The organism is Ruegeria sp. CF3, assembly GCF_056537365.1.
Genome location: NZ_JBQFRK010000003.1, coordinates 254,602 through 272,515, shown reverse-complemented (window position 1 = coordinate 272,515; position 17,914 = coordinate 254,602). Strand labels below are relative to the sequence as shown.

The 17,914-nt window shown below is 57.3% G+C and carries 17 protein-coding genes; 5 read left to right on the top strand and 12 right to left on the bottom strand.

What is annotated here, in order from left to right; translation table 11 throughout:
- Positions 1-26 precede the first annotated feature (26 nt).
- The 3 genes from ACR0KC_RS12935 to ACR0KC_RS12925 are packed head-to-tail and all read right to left on the bottom strand — an operon-like array spanning position 27 to position 2,424.
- On the bottom strand, positions 27-698 hold the full coding sequence (locus tag ACR0KC_RS12935) for a CPBP family glutamic-type intramembrane protease (protein WP_170801969.1): 672 nt from the start codon (positions 696-698) through the stop codon (positions 27-29).
- Positions 695-1,342: an aminotransferase class IV family protein gene (locus ACR0KC_RS12930; RefSeq protein ID WP_480706857.1), complete on the bottom strand. Its 648-nt coding sequence runs from the start codon at positions 1,340-1,342 to the stop codon at positions 695-697. Before ACR0KC_RS12930 ends, ACR0KC_RS12935 begins: the two co-directional genes overlap by 4 nt.
- On the bottom strand, positions 1,297-2,424 hold the full coding sequence (locus ACR0KC_RS12925) for an aminodeoxychorismate synthase component I (protein ID WP_480706985.1): 1,128 nt from the start codon (positions 2,422-2,424) through the stop codon (positions 1,297-1,299). Before ACR0KC_RS12925 ends, ACR0KC_RS12930 begins: the two co-directional genes overlap by 46 nt.
- Before the next feature lie 177 nt (positions 2,425-2,601).
- Between ACR0KC_RS12925 and carB the strand changes: the two genes are divergently transcribed.
- The gene (carB, locus tag ACR0KC_RS12920) at positions 2,602-5,946 is read left to right on the top strand and encodes a carbamoyl-phosphate synthase large subunit (protein ID WP_480771934.1); all 3,345 of its coding nucleotides are present in this window, start codon (positions 2,602-2,604) and stop codon (positions 5,944-5,946) included.
- Between the two features lie 102 nt (positions 5,947-6,048).
- The gene (locus tag ACR0KC_RS12915) at positions 6,049-6,459 is read left to right on the top strand and encodes a VOC family protein (RefSeq protein WP_170401773.1); all 411 of its coding nucleotides are present in this window, start codon (positions 6,049-6,051) and stop codon (positions 6,457-6,459) included.
- Here the strand turns inward: ACR0KC_RS12915 and ACR0KC_RS12910 are convergent, their stop codons facing one another.
- From ACR0KC_RS12910 to ACR0KC_RS12900, 3 genes are read right to left on the bottom strand one after another with little or no spacing between them, the layout of a single operon-like run.
- Positions 6,460-9,501 carry an efflux RND transporter permease subunit gene (locus tag ACR0KC_RS12910; RefSeq protein WP_480791133.1) on the bottom strand — a complete coding sequence of 1,014 codons (3,042 nt, stop codon included), beginning with the start codon at positions 9,499-9,501 and terminating at the stop codon, positions 6,460-6,462.
- Positions 9,502-9,511: 10 nt separating this feature from the next.
- A complete protein-coding gene (locus ACR0KC_RS12905) occupies positions 9,512-10,549 on the bottom strand; it encodes an efflux RND transporter periplasmic adaptor subunit (RefSeq protein WP_223116841.1) in 1,038 nt (345 codons plus the stop codon).
- Positions 10,546-11,013, bottom strand: coding sequence for a MarR family winged helix-turn-helix transcriptional regulator (locus tag ACR0KC_RS12900; RefSeq protein WP_170420601.1), 468 nt, complete (start codon positions 11,011-11,013; stop codon positions 10,546-10,548). The genes ACR0KC_RS12905 and ACR0KC_RS12900 overlap by 4 nt, the downstream gene beginning before the upstream one ends.
- A 154-nt stretch (positions 11,014-11,167) precedes the next feature.
- Between ACR0KC_RS12900 and ACR0KC_RS12895 the strand changes: the two genes are divergently transcribed.
- Positions 11,168-12,292, top strand: coding sequence for a beta-ketoacyl-ACP synthase III (locus tag ACR0KC_RS12895; protein ID WP_170594595.1), 1,125 nt, complete (start codon positions 11,168-11,170; stop codon positions 12,290-12,292).
- 157 nt (positions 12,293-12,449) lie between these two features.
- A complete protein-coding gene (locus tag ACR0KC_RS12890; protein ID WP_480706865.1) occupies positions 12,450-13,184 on the top strand; it encodes a hypothetical protein in 735 nt (244 codons plus the stop codon).
- Positions 13,185-13,277: 93 nt separating this feature from the next.
- Here the strand turns inward: ACR0KC_RS12890 and ACR0KC_RS12885 are convergent, their stop codons facing one another.
- Entirely contained in the window at positions 13,278-13,739 is a 462-nt protein-coding gene (locus ACR0KC_RS12885; protein WP_170392365.1) for a hypothetical protein, read from the bottom strand.
- A 355-nt stretch (positions 13,740-14,094) separates the two neighbouring features.
- On the opposite strand from ACR0KC_RS12885, the gene ACR0KC_RS12880 reads away from it, so the two are divergent.
- Positions 14,095-14,673, top strand: coding sequence for a thymidine kinase (locus tag ACR0KC_RS12880; RefSeq protein ID WP_480706867.1), 579 nt, complete (start codon positions 14,095-14,097; stop codon positions 14,671-14,673).
- Here ACR0KC_RS12880 and ACR0KC_RS12875 read toward each other — a convergent pair.
- The 5 genes from ACR0KC_RS12875 to ACR0KC_RS12855 form a co-directional block, all read right to left on the bottom strand.
- Positions 14,670-15,620 carry a 2-hydroxyacid dehydrogenase gene (locus ACR0KC_RS12875; RefSeq protein WP_480706869.1) on the bottom strand — a complete coding sequence of 317 codons (951 nt, stop codon included), beginning with the start codon at positions 15,618-15,620 and terminating at the stop codon, positions 14,670-14,672. The two genes, ACR0KC_RS12880 and ACR0KC_RS12875, sit on opposite strands and share 4 nt — an antisense overlap.
- On the bottom strand, positions 15,620-15,958 hold the full coding sequence (locus ACR0KC_RS12870) for a tRNA-binding protein (RefSeq protein WP_170392371.1): 339 nt from the start codon (positions 15,956-15,958) through the stop codon (positions 15,620-15,622). The genes ACR0KC_RS12875 and ACR0KC_RS12870 overlap by 1 nt, the downstream gene beginning before the upstream one ends.
- Positions 15,951-16,766 carry a pyrroline-5-carboxylate reductase gene (gene proC / locus ACR0KC_RS12865; RefSeq protein WP_480706871.1) on the bottom strand — a complete coding sequence of 272 codons (816 nt, stop codon included), beginning with the start codon at positions 16,764-16,766 and terminating at the stop codon, positions 15,951-15,953. The genes ACR0KC_RS12870 and proC overlap by 8 nt, the downstream gene beginning before the upstream one ends.
- A 33-nt stretch (positions 16,767-16,799) precedes the next feature.
- Positions 16,800-17,300 carry a type III secretion system chaperone family protein gene (locus ACR0KC_RS12860; protein WP_010441802.1) on the bottom strand — a complete coding sequence of 167 codons (501 nt, stop codon included), beginning with the start codon at positions 17,298-17,300 and terminating at the stop codon, positions 16,800-16,802.
- A gap of 314 nt (positions 17,301-17,614) precedes the next feature.
- Positions 17,615-17,863 (bottom strand): accessory factor UbiK family protein, encoded by a 249-nt coding sequence (locus ACR0KC_RS12855; RefSeq protein ID WP_170512483.1) that lies wholly within the window; start codon positions 17,861-17,863, stop codon positions 17,615-17,617.
- Between the last annotated feature and the right edge of the window lie 51 nt (positions 17,864-17,914).

The following is a 17,914-nucleotide window of genomic DNA, read 5'->3' as shown; positions in this document are numbered from 1 at the left end:
ATGGAAAGTCAAGGCGGGTCGCGCCGTCAAAACGGCCTTTGCACGTTGCCCGAGTAGAAATAGACGCCCAGCCCTGCCGCAAAGATAATATTACCGGCAATTGCGTGCAGAAGAACTGCGTAAAAGAATGATCCGCGCTTGCGGTAGGCCCAGGTGAACAGGAGGCCTCCGAAGAAAGTCATGATGGCTACGACCCAGCTCCAGTACATGAGGTGCGCAAGCGAAAACAGGCCAGCGTTCAAAAGGTATGCGGCCCGCCCTTCAGGTAGGATCGCGTGATAGCGTCGGAAAAAGAGAGAGCGAAAAAGCAGCTCTTGTGGCAGAGCGGACAACAACGGGTAGCCGATACAGATGAATATCAACATCTCTGGCCGATGCAGCAGCAAAACAAAGGCTGCATCCGGTCGCGCCCACAGCACCAGGGCGGAACAGAAGGCAGCCATGAACAGGGTAAATGCAAAGACTTCGGTCCACGACCAGTTTCGCCAGCCATACCGAAGCTCCGCCCAGGAAAAACCGGGCGTATCCTGCAGCAGCAGTATGCCCAGTCCGGTAAACGCAAAAAGCGAGGGGAACATCCAGTTTGGCGGGAACAATGTCGCGATGGCTATGGGAACCGCCACAAAGAAGAGCACAAACTCAATCCTGAGGCGTGAGTTGGTAACAGGGGTCTCCACCCATTCGGTATTTTTGCTCAAGGTGCCACAAGCTCCGCACGGATCAGCCCCCGAAGGGAATTTCCACAGTGGATAGATTGCGCGTTTTTTAGATCGGTCAAGGTCAGAACGGATTCGGTAACTTCTTTATTATCCAACAATTCCTCGCGCAAAACCCCGGGAAGCAATCCGCATCGCAGTGAGGGCGTCAGTCGTCTGCCATCGGGCATGGTCAGGAACAGGTTCGTGATAGTGCCCTCGCAAAGCTCATCCCGTTCGTTCAAAAACAAAAGCTCATCAACTCTTAGCGGCAAGCCCGCCCGCGCCATGTCATAGACGGCTCGTCGGGTCGTTTTGTAACCCAGCCAGATATCCGATGATGATAGTCTCTGTTTGGCCAAATCCACACGCCAGACGGACGGATTGGCAGCCAATTCTCCGGACGTCAGTTCAAATTTGCCATCCGCGTCCAAGGTCAAACGGCAGCGCAATGCAATCTCACACAAACTCGCATCCAAAATCGTCCAAGCGGCGGTTCGGTCAAAATCAATGCCGAACTTCTGTGCTGTGCGCGCCATGCGGGCCAAATGACGATCAAGCCTGACGAACCCCTGCCCCGGCCGGTAGGCCAAAGTTTCGATCAGACGGAAATCAGGCTCAGTTGGTGGGCGAAGCGGGCTTTCCATAGCGCCTCCTCATATTCCGATGGCGCGGTGCTGTCCCAGACCAGCCCGCCGCCTACGTTAAGGGTCGCCTTGCCGCCGTCAACCATGAGGGTCCGGATGGCCACGTTGAATTCCGACCGACCGTCCGGGGCCGCCCAACCGATGGTTCCGCAATAAACATCGCGAGGCCAAGGTTCCAGTTCGGACAGGATCTCAATCGCTCGAATCTTTGGCGCTCCGGTGATTGATCCGCACGGGAACAGGGCGGTCAGAATATCCGAAAGGCCTACGCCAAGGTGTAACTGCGCCTGCACAAGCGAGACCATCTGATGAACAGTCGCATAGGTCTCAACCTTGAACAGCTCGGGTACTTTCACCGATCCGGCCAGCGCGACCCGGCTAATATCGTTGCGCAGCAGATCAACGATCATCAGATTTTCGGCCCGGTTCTTTTCATCCGAAGACAGAAAAGCGCGTCGACGCTCGTCTTCGACCGGGTCCTCGCTGCGCGGTTGAGTTCCCTTCATCGGGCGCGTTTCGATCCGGCCCTCGGCGTCGGTTCGGAAAAACAGTTCGGGCGAGCGGCTCAGCAGATCAGGCAGCCCCTCCTGCTCAACCAAGGCGCCGTGGCCGACGGGTTGACCAGCCGCAAGCGCCGCATAAAGCGCGACGCTGTCTCCGGTTACATCGAGATCAATTGGGAAGGTCAGATTTGCCTGATAAATGTCACCCGCACCAATCGCCTCATGCACTGTACGAAAGGCCTGCGTATATCGCGCCTCGTCCCAGCGGGGCTGAAACGCAGTGACACTGCCCGACGCCTTTGGCAGTCCAACGCGATCCGGTGCGTCAAACACACCGAAACACAGTAGTGGCAGGCGTCGTCCTTCTGGCAGCCGGTCTGCCAGACGGGGTTCCAGCACGTAGCCCAGTTCATAACTTGCGTATCCTGCCAGCCAGGCCCCATCCGCGCGCGCCTGATCCAGCGCCGCCAGAGCCTGGGGCACCTCCGCCGCGTTATCCGCGCGGATAATCCGGGACGGACGCTCAAACCGGGTTCCGCGCCCAGCTGGTCCTTGATCGAAACGAATACGCAATTGCATCCTCATTTGCCGTGCTGCGCGGTATAGAGAATAGCGCGCCAAGGGAAAGAGGGGAAAGCGGCAATTTCAAACCCGTTTCCGATACCTCTTGCACCTTTTCGCGCGGTCCCTATAACGCAGGACAATTTGGGCGCTGGGGCGGTGCCCTGACTCGCGGACAATTGAAGGGGCCAAGCCATGCCGAGAAGAACCGACATCCAGTCGATCATGATCATCGGGGCAGGCCCCATTGTTATCGGTCAGGCCTGCGAGTTCGACTATTCCGGCGCTCAGGCGTGTAAGGCGCTGCGCGAGGAAGGCTATCGGGTCATTCTGGTGAACTCGAACCCGGCAACGATCATGACCGACCCGGGACTAGCCGATGCGACCTATATCGAGCCGATCACGCCCGAGGTTGTCGCCAAGATCATCGAAAAAGAACGCCCCGATGCCCTACTGCCCACTATGGGCGGACAGACCGGCCTGAACACCTCGCTGGCGCTGGAAGAGATGGGCGTGCTGGATAAGTTCAACGTCGAGATGATCGGCGCCAAGCGAGACGCGATCGAAATGGCCGAAGACCGCGCCCTGTTCCGCGAGGCGATGGATAGGTTGGGCATCGAAAACCCCAAGGCCGAGATCGTGACGGCCCCCAAGGATGAGAACGGCAAGAAAGATCTCGACGCCGGTGTGGCACTGGCGCTTGAAACCCTCGAAACAGTTGGTTTGCCCGCCATCATCCGCCCCGCCTTTACGCTGGGCGGCACCGGCGGCGGTGTCGCATATAACCGCGAGGATTATATCCATATTTGCCGCTCGGGTATGGATGCGTCCCCCGTCGGTCAGATCCTGATCGATGAAAGTCTTCTGGGGTGGAAAGAATACGAGATGGAGGTGGTGCGCGACACCGCTGACAACGCCATCATCGTGTGTTCCATCGAAAACGTCGACCCGATGGGCGTGCATACCGGTGACTCGATCACCGTGGCCCCTGCCCTGACGCTGACCGACAAAGAATACCAGATCATGCGCAATCACTCGATTGCCGTGCTGCGCGAAATCGGCGTCGAAACCGGCGGCTCGAACGTGCAATGGGCGATCAACCCGGTAGATGGCCGCATGGTAGTGATCGAGATGAATCCGCGTGTATCGCGCTCTTCTGCGCTGGCCTCGAAGGCGACCGGTTTCCCGATTGCCAAGATCGCCGCAAAACTGGCCGTTGGGTACACGCTGGACGAGCTGGACAATGACATCACCAAGGTCACCCCGGCCTCGTTCGAGCCGACCATCGACTATGTTGTCACCAAAATCCCGAAATTTGCCTTTGAGAAATTCCCCGGTTCGGAACCCTATCTGACCACCGCCATGAAGTCGGTGGGTGAGGCCATGTCCATCGGCCGCACCATTCACGAATCGATGCAAAAGGCTCTGGCCTCGATGGAGTCGGGTCTGACAGGCTTTGATGAGATCGAAATCCCCGGTCTGAACGTCGGAGTATGGGAAGAAGCCGACGACAAGGCCGCCGTGATCAAAGCAATCAGCCAGCAGACCCCCGATCGTCTGCGCACAATCGCGCAGTCTATGCGTCACGGTCTGACCGACGATGAGATTTTCGGTGTCACCAAGTTCGACCCATGGTTCCTGGCTCGCATTCGCGAGATCATCGAGGCCGAGCGCACCGTGCGTAAAGACGGCTTGCCGGTAACCGAAGACGGTATCCGCAGGCTGAAAATGCTGGGCTTCACCGACGCGCGTCTGGGCAACCTGACCGGCCGCGACGAAGACAATGTTCGCCGCGCCCGCCGCAATCTGGGTGTGAACGCCGTCTTCAAACGCATCGACACCTGTGCGGCTGAGTTCGAGGCGCAGACCCCCTATATGTATTCGACCTACGAAGCCCCGATGATGGGTGAGGTCGAATGCGAGGCACGTCCAAGCGACCGCAAAAAGGTCGTCATCCTTGGTGGTGGTCCGAACCGGATCGGCCAGGGCATCGAGTTCGATTACTGCTGCTGCCACGCCTGTTTCGCGCTGACCGAAGCCGGATATGAGACCATCATGGTCAACTGCAACCCCGAGACGGTCTCAACGGACTATGACACCTCGGACCGTTTGTATTTCGAGCCGCTGACCTTCGAACACGTCATGGAAATCCTGACGAAGGAACAGGAAGCCGGTACGCTGCATGGAGTGATCGTTCAGTTTGGCGGGCAGACCCCGCTGAAACTGGCCAATGCGTTGGAGGCTGAAGGTATCCCGATCCTCGGTACCACGCCCGACGCGATCGACCTCGCTGAAGATCGTGAGCGTTTCCAGGCGCTGGTCAATGAACTGGGCCTGAAGCAGCCCAAGAACGGCATCGCCTCGACCGACGAAAAGGCGCTGGAGATTGCCGAAGATATCGGCTTCCCGCTGGTCATCCGCCCCTCCTATGTTCTGGGCGGCCGCGCGATGGAAATCGTGCGAGATATGGATCAGCTACGCCGCTACATCAATGAGGCCGTAGTGGTATCCGGCGACAGCCCGGTTCTTCTGGACAGCTATCTGGCCGGTGCGGTCGAACTGGACGTGGACGCGCTGTGCGACGGTAACGACGTGCATGTTGCAGGCATCATGCAGCACATCGAAGAGGCCGGCGTGCACTCGGGCGACTCGGCCTGTTCGCTGCCGCCTTATTCGCTGTCGAAAGAGATCATCGAAGAGATTAAGGATCAGGCGTTCAAGCTGGCCAAGGCGCTGAATGTCGTCGGCCTGATGAACGTGCAGTTCGCCATCAAGGATGACGAGATTTACCTGATTGAGGTCAACCCTCGTGCCAGCCGCACCGTGCCTTTTGTGGCTAAAGCCACTGACAGCGCCATTGCCTCTATCGCTGCGCGTGTAATGGCCGGTGAGAAACTGGCGAACTTCCCGAAACGCCCCCCTTACAAAACGGTCGATGACACCAAAATCGCCGACCAGATGACGCTGGCCGATCCCGACATGCCGTGGTTCTCGGTGAAAGAAGCCGTTTTGCCTTTCGCCCGCTTCCCCGGCGTTGACACCATCCTGGGCCCTGAAATGCGTTCGACCGGAGAAGTCATGGGCTGGGATCGCGACTTCCCGCGCGCTTTCCTGAAAGCACAAATGGGGGCCGGTATGGTGCTGCCCAGCGCAGGTCGTGCGTTTATCTCGATCAAGGATGCGGACAAAGGGCCGGATATGCTCGAAGCAGCGCGTGTTCTGGTTGAGCAAGGCTTTGAGCTTGTTGCGACCCGCGGCACACAAGCCTGGCTGACTGAAGAAAGTGTGCCGTGCGGCGTGGTCAACAAAGTGTACGAAGGCCGCCCGGATGTGACCGACCTGATGAAGGACGGCGGCGTGCAGCTGGTCATGAACTCGACCGAAGGCGCACAGGCGGTGGAAGACAGCCGATCAATCCGGTCGATCGCGCTGTATGACAAGATCCCCTATTACACCACAGCCGCAGCAAGCTATGCCGCCGCGCTGGCGATCAAGGCGCAGGCCGAAGGCGATGTTGAGGTGAAATCGCTGCAGGGCTAAGCCCCGGCAACGATATGAATGAATGGACCCCGGCCTCGGCCGGGGTCTTTTTTCTTCCCCTCCTTGCCCATCGCCCACATGATGGGCGGGGAAGGAGTGCTCATGGACCTCTACACCACATACGGAAGCAACGACCTGCCTCGTGCCATCCGCTTTTATGATGCGATCTTCGCGGTTCTTGGCCAGCCGCGCCTGCCCGGTTGGATTGATGGCTGGGCCGGATGGGGTTCCGACCCCGACAGCGGCACCGGGTTTTGGATCTGCAAACCTTTTGACGGAGCCCCCGCCAGTACCGGCAATGGCACGATGATCGCCTTTCCCGCCAGAAGTGCCGATCAGGTCCGGCGTTTCCATGCCACGGGTTTGAAAAACGGCGGTGCAGATGAAGGCAAACCTGGTGTCCGCCCCCATTACGAGCCCGGATTCTATGTGGCCTATCTGCGCGACCCCGATGGCAACAAGCTATCCTGTTTTTATTACCATTATGATCCAAAGGAGGATTCGGGCGGATGATCAACCAGCAGCCAGACGTCGCTTTTCTTCACGGTTGAAAAACAACATGTAGAAGACAGGTGCGGCAACCATGGTCAGGATCGTGGCAAAGGCCAGACCGCCCATGATCGTGACTGCCATGGACACAAAGAACGCATCCGTCAGAAGCGGTGCCATCCCCAGAATCGTCGTGATCGCCGCCAACATTACCGGGCGCAGACGCGAGACAGAGGCTTCAACAATCGCAGGACGCAAGGCTTTACCAGTAGCGCGGACCAGATCGATTTCTTCGACAAGTACAATGCCGTTCTTGATCAGCATGCCTGAGAGACTTAACAGCCCCAATAGCGCTGTGAAGGTGAAGGGCAGACCTGTTCCAAGCAGACCGATAACCACGCCATTTACGGACATCGGGACCAATAGCCAGATGATGACCGGTTGCCGGATAGCATTGAACAGCAATACGGAAATCAACACCATAATCAGCAAGCTCAGCGGCAACTGCCGCCCAAGGCTGGCCTGCGCGTCGCCTGAATCCTCGAACTCGCCCCCCCATTCCATGCGATAGCCGATCGGCAGTTCCATCGCTTCAATGGCACTGCGTACTTCGGAGTGGACCTGCGCGGCGGTCATGTCAGGGGGGATGTCCGCTCCAACCGTGATGGTCAACACCCGGTCACGGCGGTGAACCAACGTATTGAGCGCCTTGTAGTCGAAGCCATCCACCATCTGCTCGATTGGAACGAAACGTTCCGACTGATCGGAGTAAACCACCTGATCGACAATCGAATAGTCCCCATCCGCCGGACGGCGCAAGATGATCGGGATCTGGCGGTCGCGCTCGCGCAAAACGCCGCCCGTGATGCCATCGGTCGAAAACTGCAACGTAGCTGCAATGTCTTCGCGCGATACGCCTGCTGTTTGGGCGCGCTCCGTGGCATAGATCGGCTGCACGGCCAATTCCTGCTCACGCCAGTCGTGATGCACATGTAGCGCATTCGGAGATGCGGCTGACATGCGCTGTACCGCTTCTTCGGCCAGTTGACGCAGGACAACCGGATCACTACCCGAGAACCGAGCCTGGATTGGATCGCCGCCACCGGGACCAAAAATCAGGCGTTTGGTGCGGAACTCGCCTTCGGGGAACTGGGCCGAACCGAACTCCTCAAGATCGGCTTGCAAGGCAGGAATATCGTCCAAAGCCTCGGTGCGGATGATCATATGTCCATAGCTTGGGTTTGGCTTCTCGGCAGCGTAGGTCAACATGAACCGCGTGGCCCCCTGCCCGACGAATGTGGCAACCGAGACGACGTCATCACGTTCGGCCAGCCAGTCCTCGAATACGGCCATATCTTCCGCCGTGCGGGCGATCGGCGTGCCTTGTGGCAGCTTGTAGTGCACGAAGAACAACGGCGTGTTCGAGTTTGGGAAGAATTGCTGTTTCATCAGTCCAAAGCCCGCAAAACAGACGACTGTGACCCCGATCAACCCGGCCACTACCAGCCATCGGAACCGAAGCGCCCAGTTCAGGATTGCACTGTAGACGCGGAACAGGGTGCCGCCATAGGCATCCACCTCACCCTCTTTGCCCTGCTTGAAGAAATAGTGCCCAAGCAAAGGTGTCACCGTGATGGCCAGAACCCAGCTCAGCAGTAGTGAAATGCCGATCACGGCAAATAACGAGAACAGGAACTCCCCGGTCGCGTCAGGACTGAGCCCGATCCCGGCAAAAGCCATGATCCCGATCACCGTCGCGCCCAGAAGTGGGATCTGCGTTTTTGACGCAACCTCTTCCGCAGCATCGCGCGAGGATTTTCCCCGCAACATCGAAATCTGCATTCCTTCGGCCACCACGATGGCGTTGTCGACCAGCATCCCCATGGCGATGATCAGAGCGCCCAGCGAGATCCGTTCCATCTCGATCGAGAACATCGACATGAAGAGCAAAGTACCCACAACGGTCAGCAACAAGGTGGACCCAACGACAATTGCGGCGCGCCAGCCCATGAAAATGCCCAGAACCGCAACAACGATGCTGACTGACATGGCGAGGTTCAGCAGGAAGGCGTTCGAGGCCTCATCGACAACAACATGCTGCTGATAGATGGGCAGGATTTCGACACCAAAGGGGATTTCGGAATCCAGTTCGGCCAGTTTGGCATCTGCACGCTGCCCGACTTCGACGATGTTTTCAGTGGCCAGCCCAGCGATACCCAGCGTGAAAGCTTCAGCGCCGTTGAATCGGATCATGATATCGGGATCATTCTGCCGCCCGCGATAGACATCTGACATATCAAACAGATTGATCACCTGCCCCTGCGATCCAACTGACAGGCCGGCGATCGCCGATACGCTGTCCGAGCCCTCGGCCGTCAAGATCGTGGTGCGGTCACTACTGGATCGCAGCGAACCCGAAGCGTTGACCGAGTCTGCGTTTGCGATAGCTTCGTTGATCGCCTGCAGCGGGACGTTCTGATTGACCGAGATCGACAGGTCCGGCTCAATAAAGATCGCCTCATCCGGCAAGCCCTGAACCTCGACATCTGCAACACCGCTTACCGTCAGCAATTCGCGGCGAAGGAAGGTCGCCAGTTCGTGCTTCTCGGCGTCAGAAAACCCGTCTGCCGTAACGGCATAGAACAGGCCAAACACATCCCCGAACCCGTCATTCACATAAGGCGCACCCACGCCCGAAGGCAGACCGCGTGCTGCATCGCGCACCTTGGCGCGCAGACGGGTCCAGATGTCGGGCAACTCACTGCCGTCATAGGTGGATTTAATCTCAACCTCGATTAGCGACTGTCCCGGCTGGTTGACCGAGGTGATGACATCCACCTCGCCCATCTGCTGAATAGCAGATTCCAACGGTTCTGACACCTCCAGCGCCACCTGTTCGGCAGTCGCACCGGGATATTGCGTGGCGATCACCGCTTGTTTGATGGTGAAGGCCGGGTCTTCAAGGCGACCTAGCGACGTGAAACCCCAAATGCCGCCGAACAGGGCAATCAGAATGAACAGCCACGTATAGAGAGGCCGGTCGATCGAAGCGCGTGCGATGCTCATGAAACCGCCCTCAGTTCGAGAAGCCGACAAAGCGGCGGACGGTTTGACCATTGGTCAATGCACCCCCACCCGCGACGACGATTTCTTCGCCATCGGTCAGGCCGGTCAGCACGCGGACATCGCCGCTCTGCGTAGGTTCTACAGTCACGGGAACCCGGCGGACGGTGCCTTCGTCGGCGCCAGCCGGCGAGAAGACCAGAACGCCCAGCGCGCCGCTGGCATCAGCAACTACAGCCGTTGGCGGGATGATGATACCGGTGCGTTCATCCTGCACCTGCACCGTGACGGTCACGGAGGAACCGGGAAGAATCTGCAATCCCTCGGGCGGTGTCAAACCGAACTGGATGCGAAAGGTCTGGCCCACGCTTGAGGATTCAGCATCGAATTCCCTTATTTCCAGCGGAAAGATCTCATCGCTGACAGGGAACTTGGCAGTAATCGTGATGTCGTCCTGCTGTCCGGACCGCTGAAATAGGATTTCGGGCACATCCACCTCAATACGCAGTTCAGACATATCGTGAATCCGCACGATCGGAGTACCCGCAGAAACAGTTGTAAACGCCTCAACTGCACGGCTTGAAACCAGCGCGTCGAACGGAGCGGTCAGCGTCGCATGTTCCAACTCATATTCTGCATCTCGAACCGCAATCGCAGCCAGTTGCGCAGCTGTTTCGGCATCATCGACGGCAACCTGGCTGGCTGCGGTTCCACGTAGACGCGACAGGCGGGCGAGTGTTCGATCCGCCTGATCTTTTTGCAAGCGCGTCCGGTCGCGCTGCAGTTCGAACGGTTCCTGATCGAGGCGGGCAATCAACTCACCCTTTGGGATTACAAAGCCTTCGGTCACAGGCATCTCAACGATCTGCCCTGCGACCTGAAACGCCAGATCAACGGTCTGACGAGCGGCGATCCGACCAAAGAATTGGCGCGAAAAGCCGGGAGAGGTTTCGCTTACCTGCATCAGTTTCACAGGCTTGGCAGGCTCTTGCGCCATGGCAGGCGCAGTCAACAAGGACAGTGCGAGGCAAACAGAGGTCAGAAGTTTCATTTCGTCAATCCCTCGGGAATTCCGGTTTTCAGAATGTTGTCACGGATTTTGTGAGCCAGCCGTGCGAACTCGGCGGTTTCTTCGGTGTTCAGACCCGATGCGCTGTGGAAAAGCTCACCCGCCACGGCCACCAGCATATTGCGGGCCTCTTCGCCCTGTTCGGTCAGCACCAAAAGCCAGGCGCGACGGTCTTCAGGATCACGCTGTCGGGTCAGGTGCCCCGCCAGTTCAAGTGCATCGGCGGTCGCCGTAATCGTTGACGGCACTGTCAACATATCTGCGGCCAGCACTCCCATACGTTTGGGCACATCGAGCTTGATTAGCATGTGGCATTCCTGATGGCTCAGGTCTGTTTCGATGCTGTCAAAGCTCTCTTCCAGTTTCCAATAAAGCGCGTAGACCCCCATCATCGCCTGAATCTCAGGGCTGAGGCGTCCTAACCGCATGCTGATATCGTCTGACATGATTCTTTTCCGTGCGAGTCGCGGCGAAATATACTTCGAATTTTGAACTATTCAAGTTATGAAGCGAGGGGCGATGCATTCCCTTGGGTCAACACATCTTGATCAATACGAATAGGGACTGCATTTTGTGCAGATCATGAACTCAGGGCCAGCCATGTACACTCCTGCCATCACCGGGACCGGTGTCTATACACCAGAAAACATCATAACCAACGCCGAACTGGTGGAAGCGTTCAATGCCTATGCCGACCGGATGAACGTCGAAAACGCGGATGCGATTGCAGCGGGCGACATGGAACCGATGCAGCATTCCTCGGAAGAGTTCATCCTGAAGGCATCAGGGATCGAAAACCGGTATGTGATGGACAAGACCGGTGTTTTGAACCCCGAGATCATGCATCCCGCGCTGCGCCAGCGTAGCGACGACGAGCCTGGGATCATGACCGAGATGGCGGTGGATGCGTGCCTTAAGGCGCTAGCACAAGCGGGGCGCAGCGCCGAGGATGTCGATTTGGTGATCTGCGCCGCTTCGAACCATGAACGTGCCTATCCTGCAATTGCCATCGAGATTCAGCAGGCATTGGGGATCAGCGGATTCGGGTTTGACATGAACGTGGCCTGTTCCTCGGCCACATTCGGCATTCAGGCGGCGGCGGATATGGTGCGCTCGGGCTCGGTCCGAGCGGCGCTGGTCGTCAACCCCGAGATCTGCTCGGGTCATCTTGAGTGGCGCGACCGGGATTGCCATTTCATATTTGGCGATGTCGCGACCGCTACTCTGATCGAGCGGATCGAAGACGCCCAAGGCCCACATTTCGAGATAGTATCGACCCGGTGCGCAACTGCGTTTTCCAACAATATCCGCAACAACAACGGCTTCCTCCGCCGTTCGCGCCCCGATGGTCTGGTGGATCGCCGCGACATGCAGTTCATGCAGAATGGTCGCAAGGTGTTCAAAGAGGTCCTGCCCATGGTCAGCAAACATATCAGCGACCACATGGAGGCAGAGGGCATCAGTAGTGATGATCTAAAACGCCTCTGGCTGCATCAGGCCAACAAGACGATGAACGACTTCATCGGTAAGAAGGTTCTGGGGCGTGAGCCAGAACCGGGTGAGCAACCCAACATTCTGCAAGACTACGCCAATACCTCATCCGCCGGGTCGATTATCGCCTTCTCAAAGCATTCCGATGATCTGGATGCGGGCGATGTGGGCCTGATTTGCTCGTTCGGGGCCGGGTATTCGGTGGGTTCTGTGATCGTCAAACGGTATCAATAAGCGCGCGCCTTATCTGCGCTGCTGGAATCGCTGCAAGACCAAACCGCTTTCTCAAGAATTATTCAGACGGGCTCAACCGCTCCTTCATCTCTGACCGACACATCGAAACCCGGATGCCCTGTGCATCCGAGTGATGTAGTTATGGGAGCCCGCTGTTATGGGAAATAATACTCGCGTTGGACTGGCCGCCTTGGTCGCCGCACCTTTCATTGGGGTCATGGCGACCGGCGCGGCAATCGCAGAACCGCAAACCTGTACAGTCAACACCGCGCGTGTTGCCGCCAATGAAGGCGATTTTGACACGCTCTGCAGCTGTTCGCAGGTAACGCGAGGGTTTGTATCACATCTGCAAAATCGTTCTGATTTTGCTTCGATCCTGCAGAACACTTCGGCGCAATGCCCCGGTCTGACTCAGTTGTTGAGCGATCTGCCCACTGCGTCGATTTCCAACACCAATGCCGGTGAAGAGCGCAGCAGAGATCCATCCTCCAATTCCGTTGGCTCGAGTGAAAACGGAAGCTCGGGCAACGGCGGCGGTAGCTCAGGCAACAGCGACGGGAGTTCCGGCGGCAACGGTGATCCGGGTGATGGTGGAAGCAGTCCTGGCGATGGCGGCGGTAAGGGCGGTGGCAAAGGTGGCCACGGCGGAGGTGACAAACCCGGCAAAGGCGGCGGCAAAGGCGGTCACGGCGGTGGTGAAAAGCCCGGCAAAGGCGGTGGTAAAGGCGGTCACGGCGGTGGTGACAAGCCCGGCAAAGGCGGTGGTAAAGGTGGCCACGACGGTGGTGACAAGCCAGGCAAAGGCGGTGCCAAAGGCAATAACGGTGGCGGCAACGGACCAGAGGGGGCAAGCCCCGGGCGCGGCAAGAACGCCAACAATGATGAACGCTGAATATTAATCTGCCCGGCAGACAAACAAAAAGGCGGCACATGGGCCGCCTTTATTTTGCGCATTCACAACAATTCAGTACAGGGACATGACACCTTAACTGACGCTTTCCTCTTCCAGATGCAGCTTCATTTCGATCAGAACCTGTTGCAGCATACTGGTTTCTTTCAGCAGCCGCTTCGCCTCGTTCACCGTGATGATGCCATCTTCTATCGCCGACTGGTATTCCGTCATCAGCATGGCAAAACGTTGGCTCAGCGCAATGACATCGGAATTTACCCCGCCCGTACGTGGGCTGTCCGAGTTTCGTCCATCGTAAGAAAGCGTGATATTCTTCAAATCCGCCAATGCCGCAGTCACGTGCGGATAGGCAGCCGCGTTTTCCAACCGGGCAACAGCATCCACCGGCATGAACCGGTCAGAATGTTCTGCGTTGTCTGAATAGTACCTGCCAAGCGTGGCTTTGGATTTCCCGGTGATCTCGCACGCTGCTTCGATTCCGACATCCTTAACCAATGCTTCGGTATGCTTTTTCAGATAGGCCCCGATATCTGCCATTTTGCTACCCTTGTTACCTGCGCCCTGCCCCCTCTGCCTGTCCATGCTGGGGGAAAGGGTAGGGAAATTTCCCATATTCGATTCATAATTGAAATGGCAATAATTGACTATCCCTCAGATATGCAGGGATTTTGTGAGTGAGTGGCGGCTGTTCGAGCCGGTAAAGAGTGTATGCGGGGCAGGATTTTAGCCTTGCATTGTATAGGCCACTTGTAGGCCGAAGACGCCGCTGTCGCGAAGGCGAGGTAATCCATCCCCAAGAGCATTTGCTCAACCTCAGCTGTAGCGATGGTGGCGTCGATTTACCCCCATGAGACGTCTTGCCCAGGCAGCACATGCGAATTAGACCCACGGCATGGCAAAGCTCTATTTCAACTATTCGACTATGAACGCGGGCAAATCGACCGTGTTGCTACAGGCCTCGCATAACTATCGCGAACGCGGCATGGATACCTACCTGATGACAGCCGCCATTGACGGACGCGCCGGTGAGGGGCGGATCGCATCAAGAATCGGAATCTCGGAACGAGCGGACAGGTTTCGTCCCGACGACAATGTGTTTGCCATGATCGAAAACCGCCTGACACAAGGAGGCATCGCCTGCGTATTCATTGATGAAGCCCAGTTTCTTTCGGAAGAGCAGGTCTGGCAACTTGCGCGCGCCGTAGATGATCTGAAGGTCCCAGTGTTGACCTACGGGTTGCGGGTGGATTTTCAGGGTAAACTATTCCCCGGGTCGGCAGCATTGTTGGCTCTGGCCGATGAGATGCGCGAAGTACGCACCATCTGCGAATGCGGGCGCAAGGCGACGATGGTGATTCGTCAGGATGAAAACGGAAACGCCATCACTGAAGGTGCGCAGGTCCAGATTGGCGGGAACGAGACTTATGTCTCGCTCTGCCGCAAACACTGGCGCGAGGCGGTGGGTTCCTAAACCGGGTTGGGCAGCGCTCGCCCGGCCACGAACGCCGCGACGTTGTCCAATGCCATTTGACCCATATCGGTGCGCACCTCTTCGGTCGCGGTGCCGAGGTGGGGCAGCAGAGTCACATTTTCCATGTCACACAGGGCCTGCGGCACCTTGGGCTCCAACTCGTAGACATCCAGCCCAGCGCCAGCAATCCGACCCGCATGAAGCGCTTGGATTAAGGCGGCTTCGTCCACAACTTCACCGCGCGCAATGTTTATCACAATGCCAGAGGGCTTCATCGAAGCCAAAATCTGCGCGTTGACCAAGTGTCGTGTTTTAACTCCTCCGGGGACGGCTATGACAAGAAAATCCACTGCCGCAGCCAATGCATTGAGTTCAGGGATGTACTCTGCTTGGAAGTCCAGCTGTTTTGGACTGCGTGATTGATAGGCGACGGCCATTTCAAATCCGAAATGACACCTCCGAGCAATAGCCTGTCCTATGCGGCCCATTCCAACGATGCCCACCTTTTTGCCGGTCACGTGGTGGCCCAGCATCTGTGTCGGATGCCACCCCTGCCACTGGCCTGACCTGACCAACCGTTCTCCCTCGCCTGCACGGCGGGCCGTCGTCAGCAACAGAGTCATGGCAATATCGGCGGTGGCATCGGTGACGGCACCCGGCGTGTTGGTAACCGCGACTCCGGCAGCATGTGCGGCATCCACGTCGATATGATTGTAACCAACTCCGAAATTTGCCAGCAGTTTACAGCGAGGCTCTGGCACCTGAGCAAAGATCTCTGCCACGAACTGATCGCCCAACGTTGGGACCACGACGTCAAATTCAGTCAGCGCCCGCAACATTTCTTCATGCGTCAGAGGCGTGGTTTCACTGCGGATTTCCACATCGAATTCGGCACGGGCGCGCACTTGCACATCCGAAGTCATCGGTCGGGCAATCAGCAGTTTCATCAATGCATCCTTCCACCGATGGGCACAGCGCCATCGGGGCCTATCAACACGATCTCACCGTTTTCGTCGGGAAGACCCAACACCAAAACCTCGGACATGAATTTACCGATTTGGCGCGGGGGAAAGTTGACCACGGCCATCACCTGCTTGCCCACCAGCGTCGCCGGATCGTAGTGCGCGGTGATCTGGGCTGAAGTTTTGCGCTCACCGATCTCATCGCCAAAATCGACCCACAGCTTGATCGCGGGCTTGCGGGCCTCCGGGTACGGCTCGGCGCGTATCACCTCACCTACACGAATGTCGACTTTGAGAAATTCGTCGAATGAAATCTCACTCACGAGACAACTCCTTAGATCGGTCGGTTGCAGCTTTGACGGCACGATGTAGCAGGTCTGGGAAACCCTCTTCTTCATGCATCAACACCTCCAGTGCGGCCTGAGTGGTGCCGTTGGGAGAGGTGACGTTAACTCGCAATTGCGAGGGGTGTTCGTCAGCGGCCATCGCCAACGCTCCTGCCCCGGCGACGGTTGATTTGGCCAACTTCAACGCCAGTTCCGGTGGCAGACCATGCGCTTCGCCAGCTTGCGCCAGTGTTTCGATCAGGTGGAATACATAGGCCGGGCCCGAACCGCTGACCCCGGTGACGGCATCCATCTGCGTCTCATCATCCAATCGAACCGTCTCACCAATGGCCGAAAGCAGGTCTTCAGCCAGTAGGATATCCGCGTCCGAGGTGTTGGCATTCCCAATCAGCGCAGTGATCCCCTGCCGAACCGCCGCAGGCGTATTTGGCATCGCACGGATGATCGGCGTATCTGCCCCAATGACGTTCTCGAAAGTGGCCAGCGATGTACCCGCTGCGACCGATATGAAAAGACTGTCACCATTACCCAGCGCTTGAATGGCTGGCAGGGCTTCGCCCATCATCTGTGGTTTGACCGCTACGAGTACAACTGCGGGTGCCTCGGGGAGAGGAGTGTTGATGTTGACGCCCTGCGCCTTCAGCCAATCCGAGGGAAATGGATCGATCACCCAGACCGATGCGGCAGGAAGGCCATGTTCCAACCAGCCTGCAAGCATCGCTGAGCCCATCTTGCCGCATCCCAGAAGCACAAGCCCCTGTTCCGCAACTCGCGAGATATCCATGATTGCCCCTCCCCTATGGTTCGGGGCAAAGCTTTACGCGCGGCCGTAGGCCTCTGCAATGGCGACTTGCATCGCCTCTTCGGGGTCTCGGTTTCCCCAGGTCACCAGTTGGATCGCGGGGTAATAGCGCTCGGCGCTCAGTACCGCTGCGGTGATCATGGTATCGATCTGTTCCGGGCTGGCCGTCTGACCACCGGCCAGCACCAAGCCATAGCGATAGACCATCAATTTCTGATTGGCCCAGTAGGTAAACGCCCCGGCCCAACACTGATCATTCATCTTGTTCAGTAGCTCATAAAGCTCGGTTTCGCGCTCGGCCGGAGGCTCCATCTCAAAGGAACACACCATGCGGAGCGTTTCATCGTAATTCGACCAGGCCAAAGTTATCGAATATGTGCGCCACTGTCCTTCGACAGCCATGGCAATCTGATCATCCCCGATCCGGTCAAAATCCCAGTCGTGATGTTCTGCAAGATGTTCAACAATGTCGATCGGATGAAGGTCTTCTTCGAGATACTGCTCGGAAAGGGCCATAATGCCACCTCACTAATCTCTAGCATTTTGGGGCTGGCAGCGCCCCAGCGCTAGTTGCCTGCTCTACAAGCCGGGCTTCCCCAGTCTGCCTGTACTAAATATGGTGCGATGTGAGCACAGCTCTGGCAACCCTATTTATTGGGGATAACAGCAATAAGTTGTGGACAGTTGGCAACGCCGATCAAAATATTGGCATTGGATGCAGCTTTGTCTTGATAAATTTCTGCAGAGCGGCAAAATGCACAACACCGCACAATCCAAGTCCGGATTGCGCGGCGGATGCTTTTACCCAAAATCTTAAATTTCTGCGGACGTTATTTGTCCAGCTTCGCCTCGAGCGCGGCAATTCGCTGTTCAAGTGCACCGTTCTCTTCGCGCGCTTTCTGCGCCATGGCACGCACAGCATCAAATTCTTCACGGGTTACAAAGTCCCGGTCGGCCAGCCAGCGATCCATCATGGATTTCATCGCATTCTCGGCCTCTTCTCGTGCCCCCTGCGCCACACCCATGGCATTGGTCATCAGTTGAGACATATCGTCCAGAATCTTGTTACGGGTTTGCATGGGCTTTCTCCGATTTCGCGATTGCTCTCTATATGGGTAAAGATTGGCCCG

What these genes read in the sequence shown, in the direction of transcription:
- ACR0KC_RS12875 (WP_480706869.1), bottom strand. Translation starts at nt 15,620, where the DNA reads ATGAAACTGCTGATTGCCCGACCGATGACTTCGGATGTGCAAGTGCGC.
- ACR0KC_RS12900 (WP_170420601.1), bottom strand. Translation starts at nt 11,013, where the DNA reads ATGTCAGACGATATCAGCATGCGGTTAGGACGCCTCAGCCCTGAGATT.
- ACR0KC_RS12915 (WP_170401773.1), top strand. Translation starts at nt 6,049, where the DNA reads ATGGACCTCTACACCACATACGGAAGCAACGACCTGCCTCGTGCCATC.
- ACR0KC_RS12895 (WP_170594595.1), top strand. Translation starts at nt 11,168, where the DNA reads ATGTACACTCCTGCCATCACCGGGACCGGTGTCTATACACCAGAAAAC.
- ACR0KC_RS12930 (WP_480706857.1), bottom strand. Translation starts at nt 1,342, where the DNA reads ATGGAAAGCCCGCTTCGCCCACCAACTGAGCCTGATTTCCGTCTGATC.
- ACR0KC_RS12910 (WP_480791133.1), bottom strand. Translation starts at nt 9,501, where the DNA reads ATGAGCATCGCACGCGCTTCGATCGACCGGCCTCTCTATACGTGGCTG.
- ACR0KC_RS12890 (WP_480706865.1), top strand. Translation starts at nt 12,450, where the DNA reads ATGGGAAATAATACTCGCGTTGGACTGGCCGCCTTGGTCGCCGCACCT.
- ACR0KC_RS12860 (WP_010441802.1), bottom strand. Translation starts at nt 17,300, where the DNA reads ATGGCCCTTTCCGAGCAGTATCTCGAAGAAGACCTTCATCCGATCGAC.
- ACR0KC_RS12885 (WP_170392365.1), bottom strand. Translation starts at nt 13,739, where the DNA reads ATGGCAGATATCGGGGCCTATCTGAAAAAGCATACCGAAGCATTGGTT.
- ACR0KC_RS12925 (WP_480706985.1), bottom strand. Translation starts at nt 2,424, where the DNA reads ATGCAATTGCGTATTCGTTTCGATCAAGGACCAGCTGGGCGCGGAACC.
- ACR0KC_RS12905 (WP_223116841.1), bottom strand. Translation starts at nt 10,549, where the DNA reads ATGAAACTTCTGACCTCTGTTTGCCTCGCACTGTCCTTGTTGACTGCG.
- ACR0KC_RS12880 (WP_480706867.1), top strand. Translation starts at nt 14,095, where the DNA reads ATGGCAAAGCTCTATTTCAACTATTCGACTATGAACGCGGGCAAATCG.
- proC (WP_480706871.1), bottom strand. Translation starts at nt 16,766, where the DNA reads ATGGATATCTCGCGAGTTGCGGAACAGGGGCTTGTGCTTCTGGGATGC.
- ACR0KC_RS12855 (WP_170512483.1), bottom strand. Translation starts at nt 17,863, where the DNA reads ATGCAAACCCGTAACAAGATTCTGGACGATATGTCTCAACTGATGACC.
- carB (WP_480771934.1), top strand. Translation starts at nt 2,602, where the DNA reads ATGCCGAGAAGAACCGACATCCAGTCGATCATGATCATCGGGGCAGGC.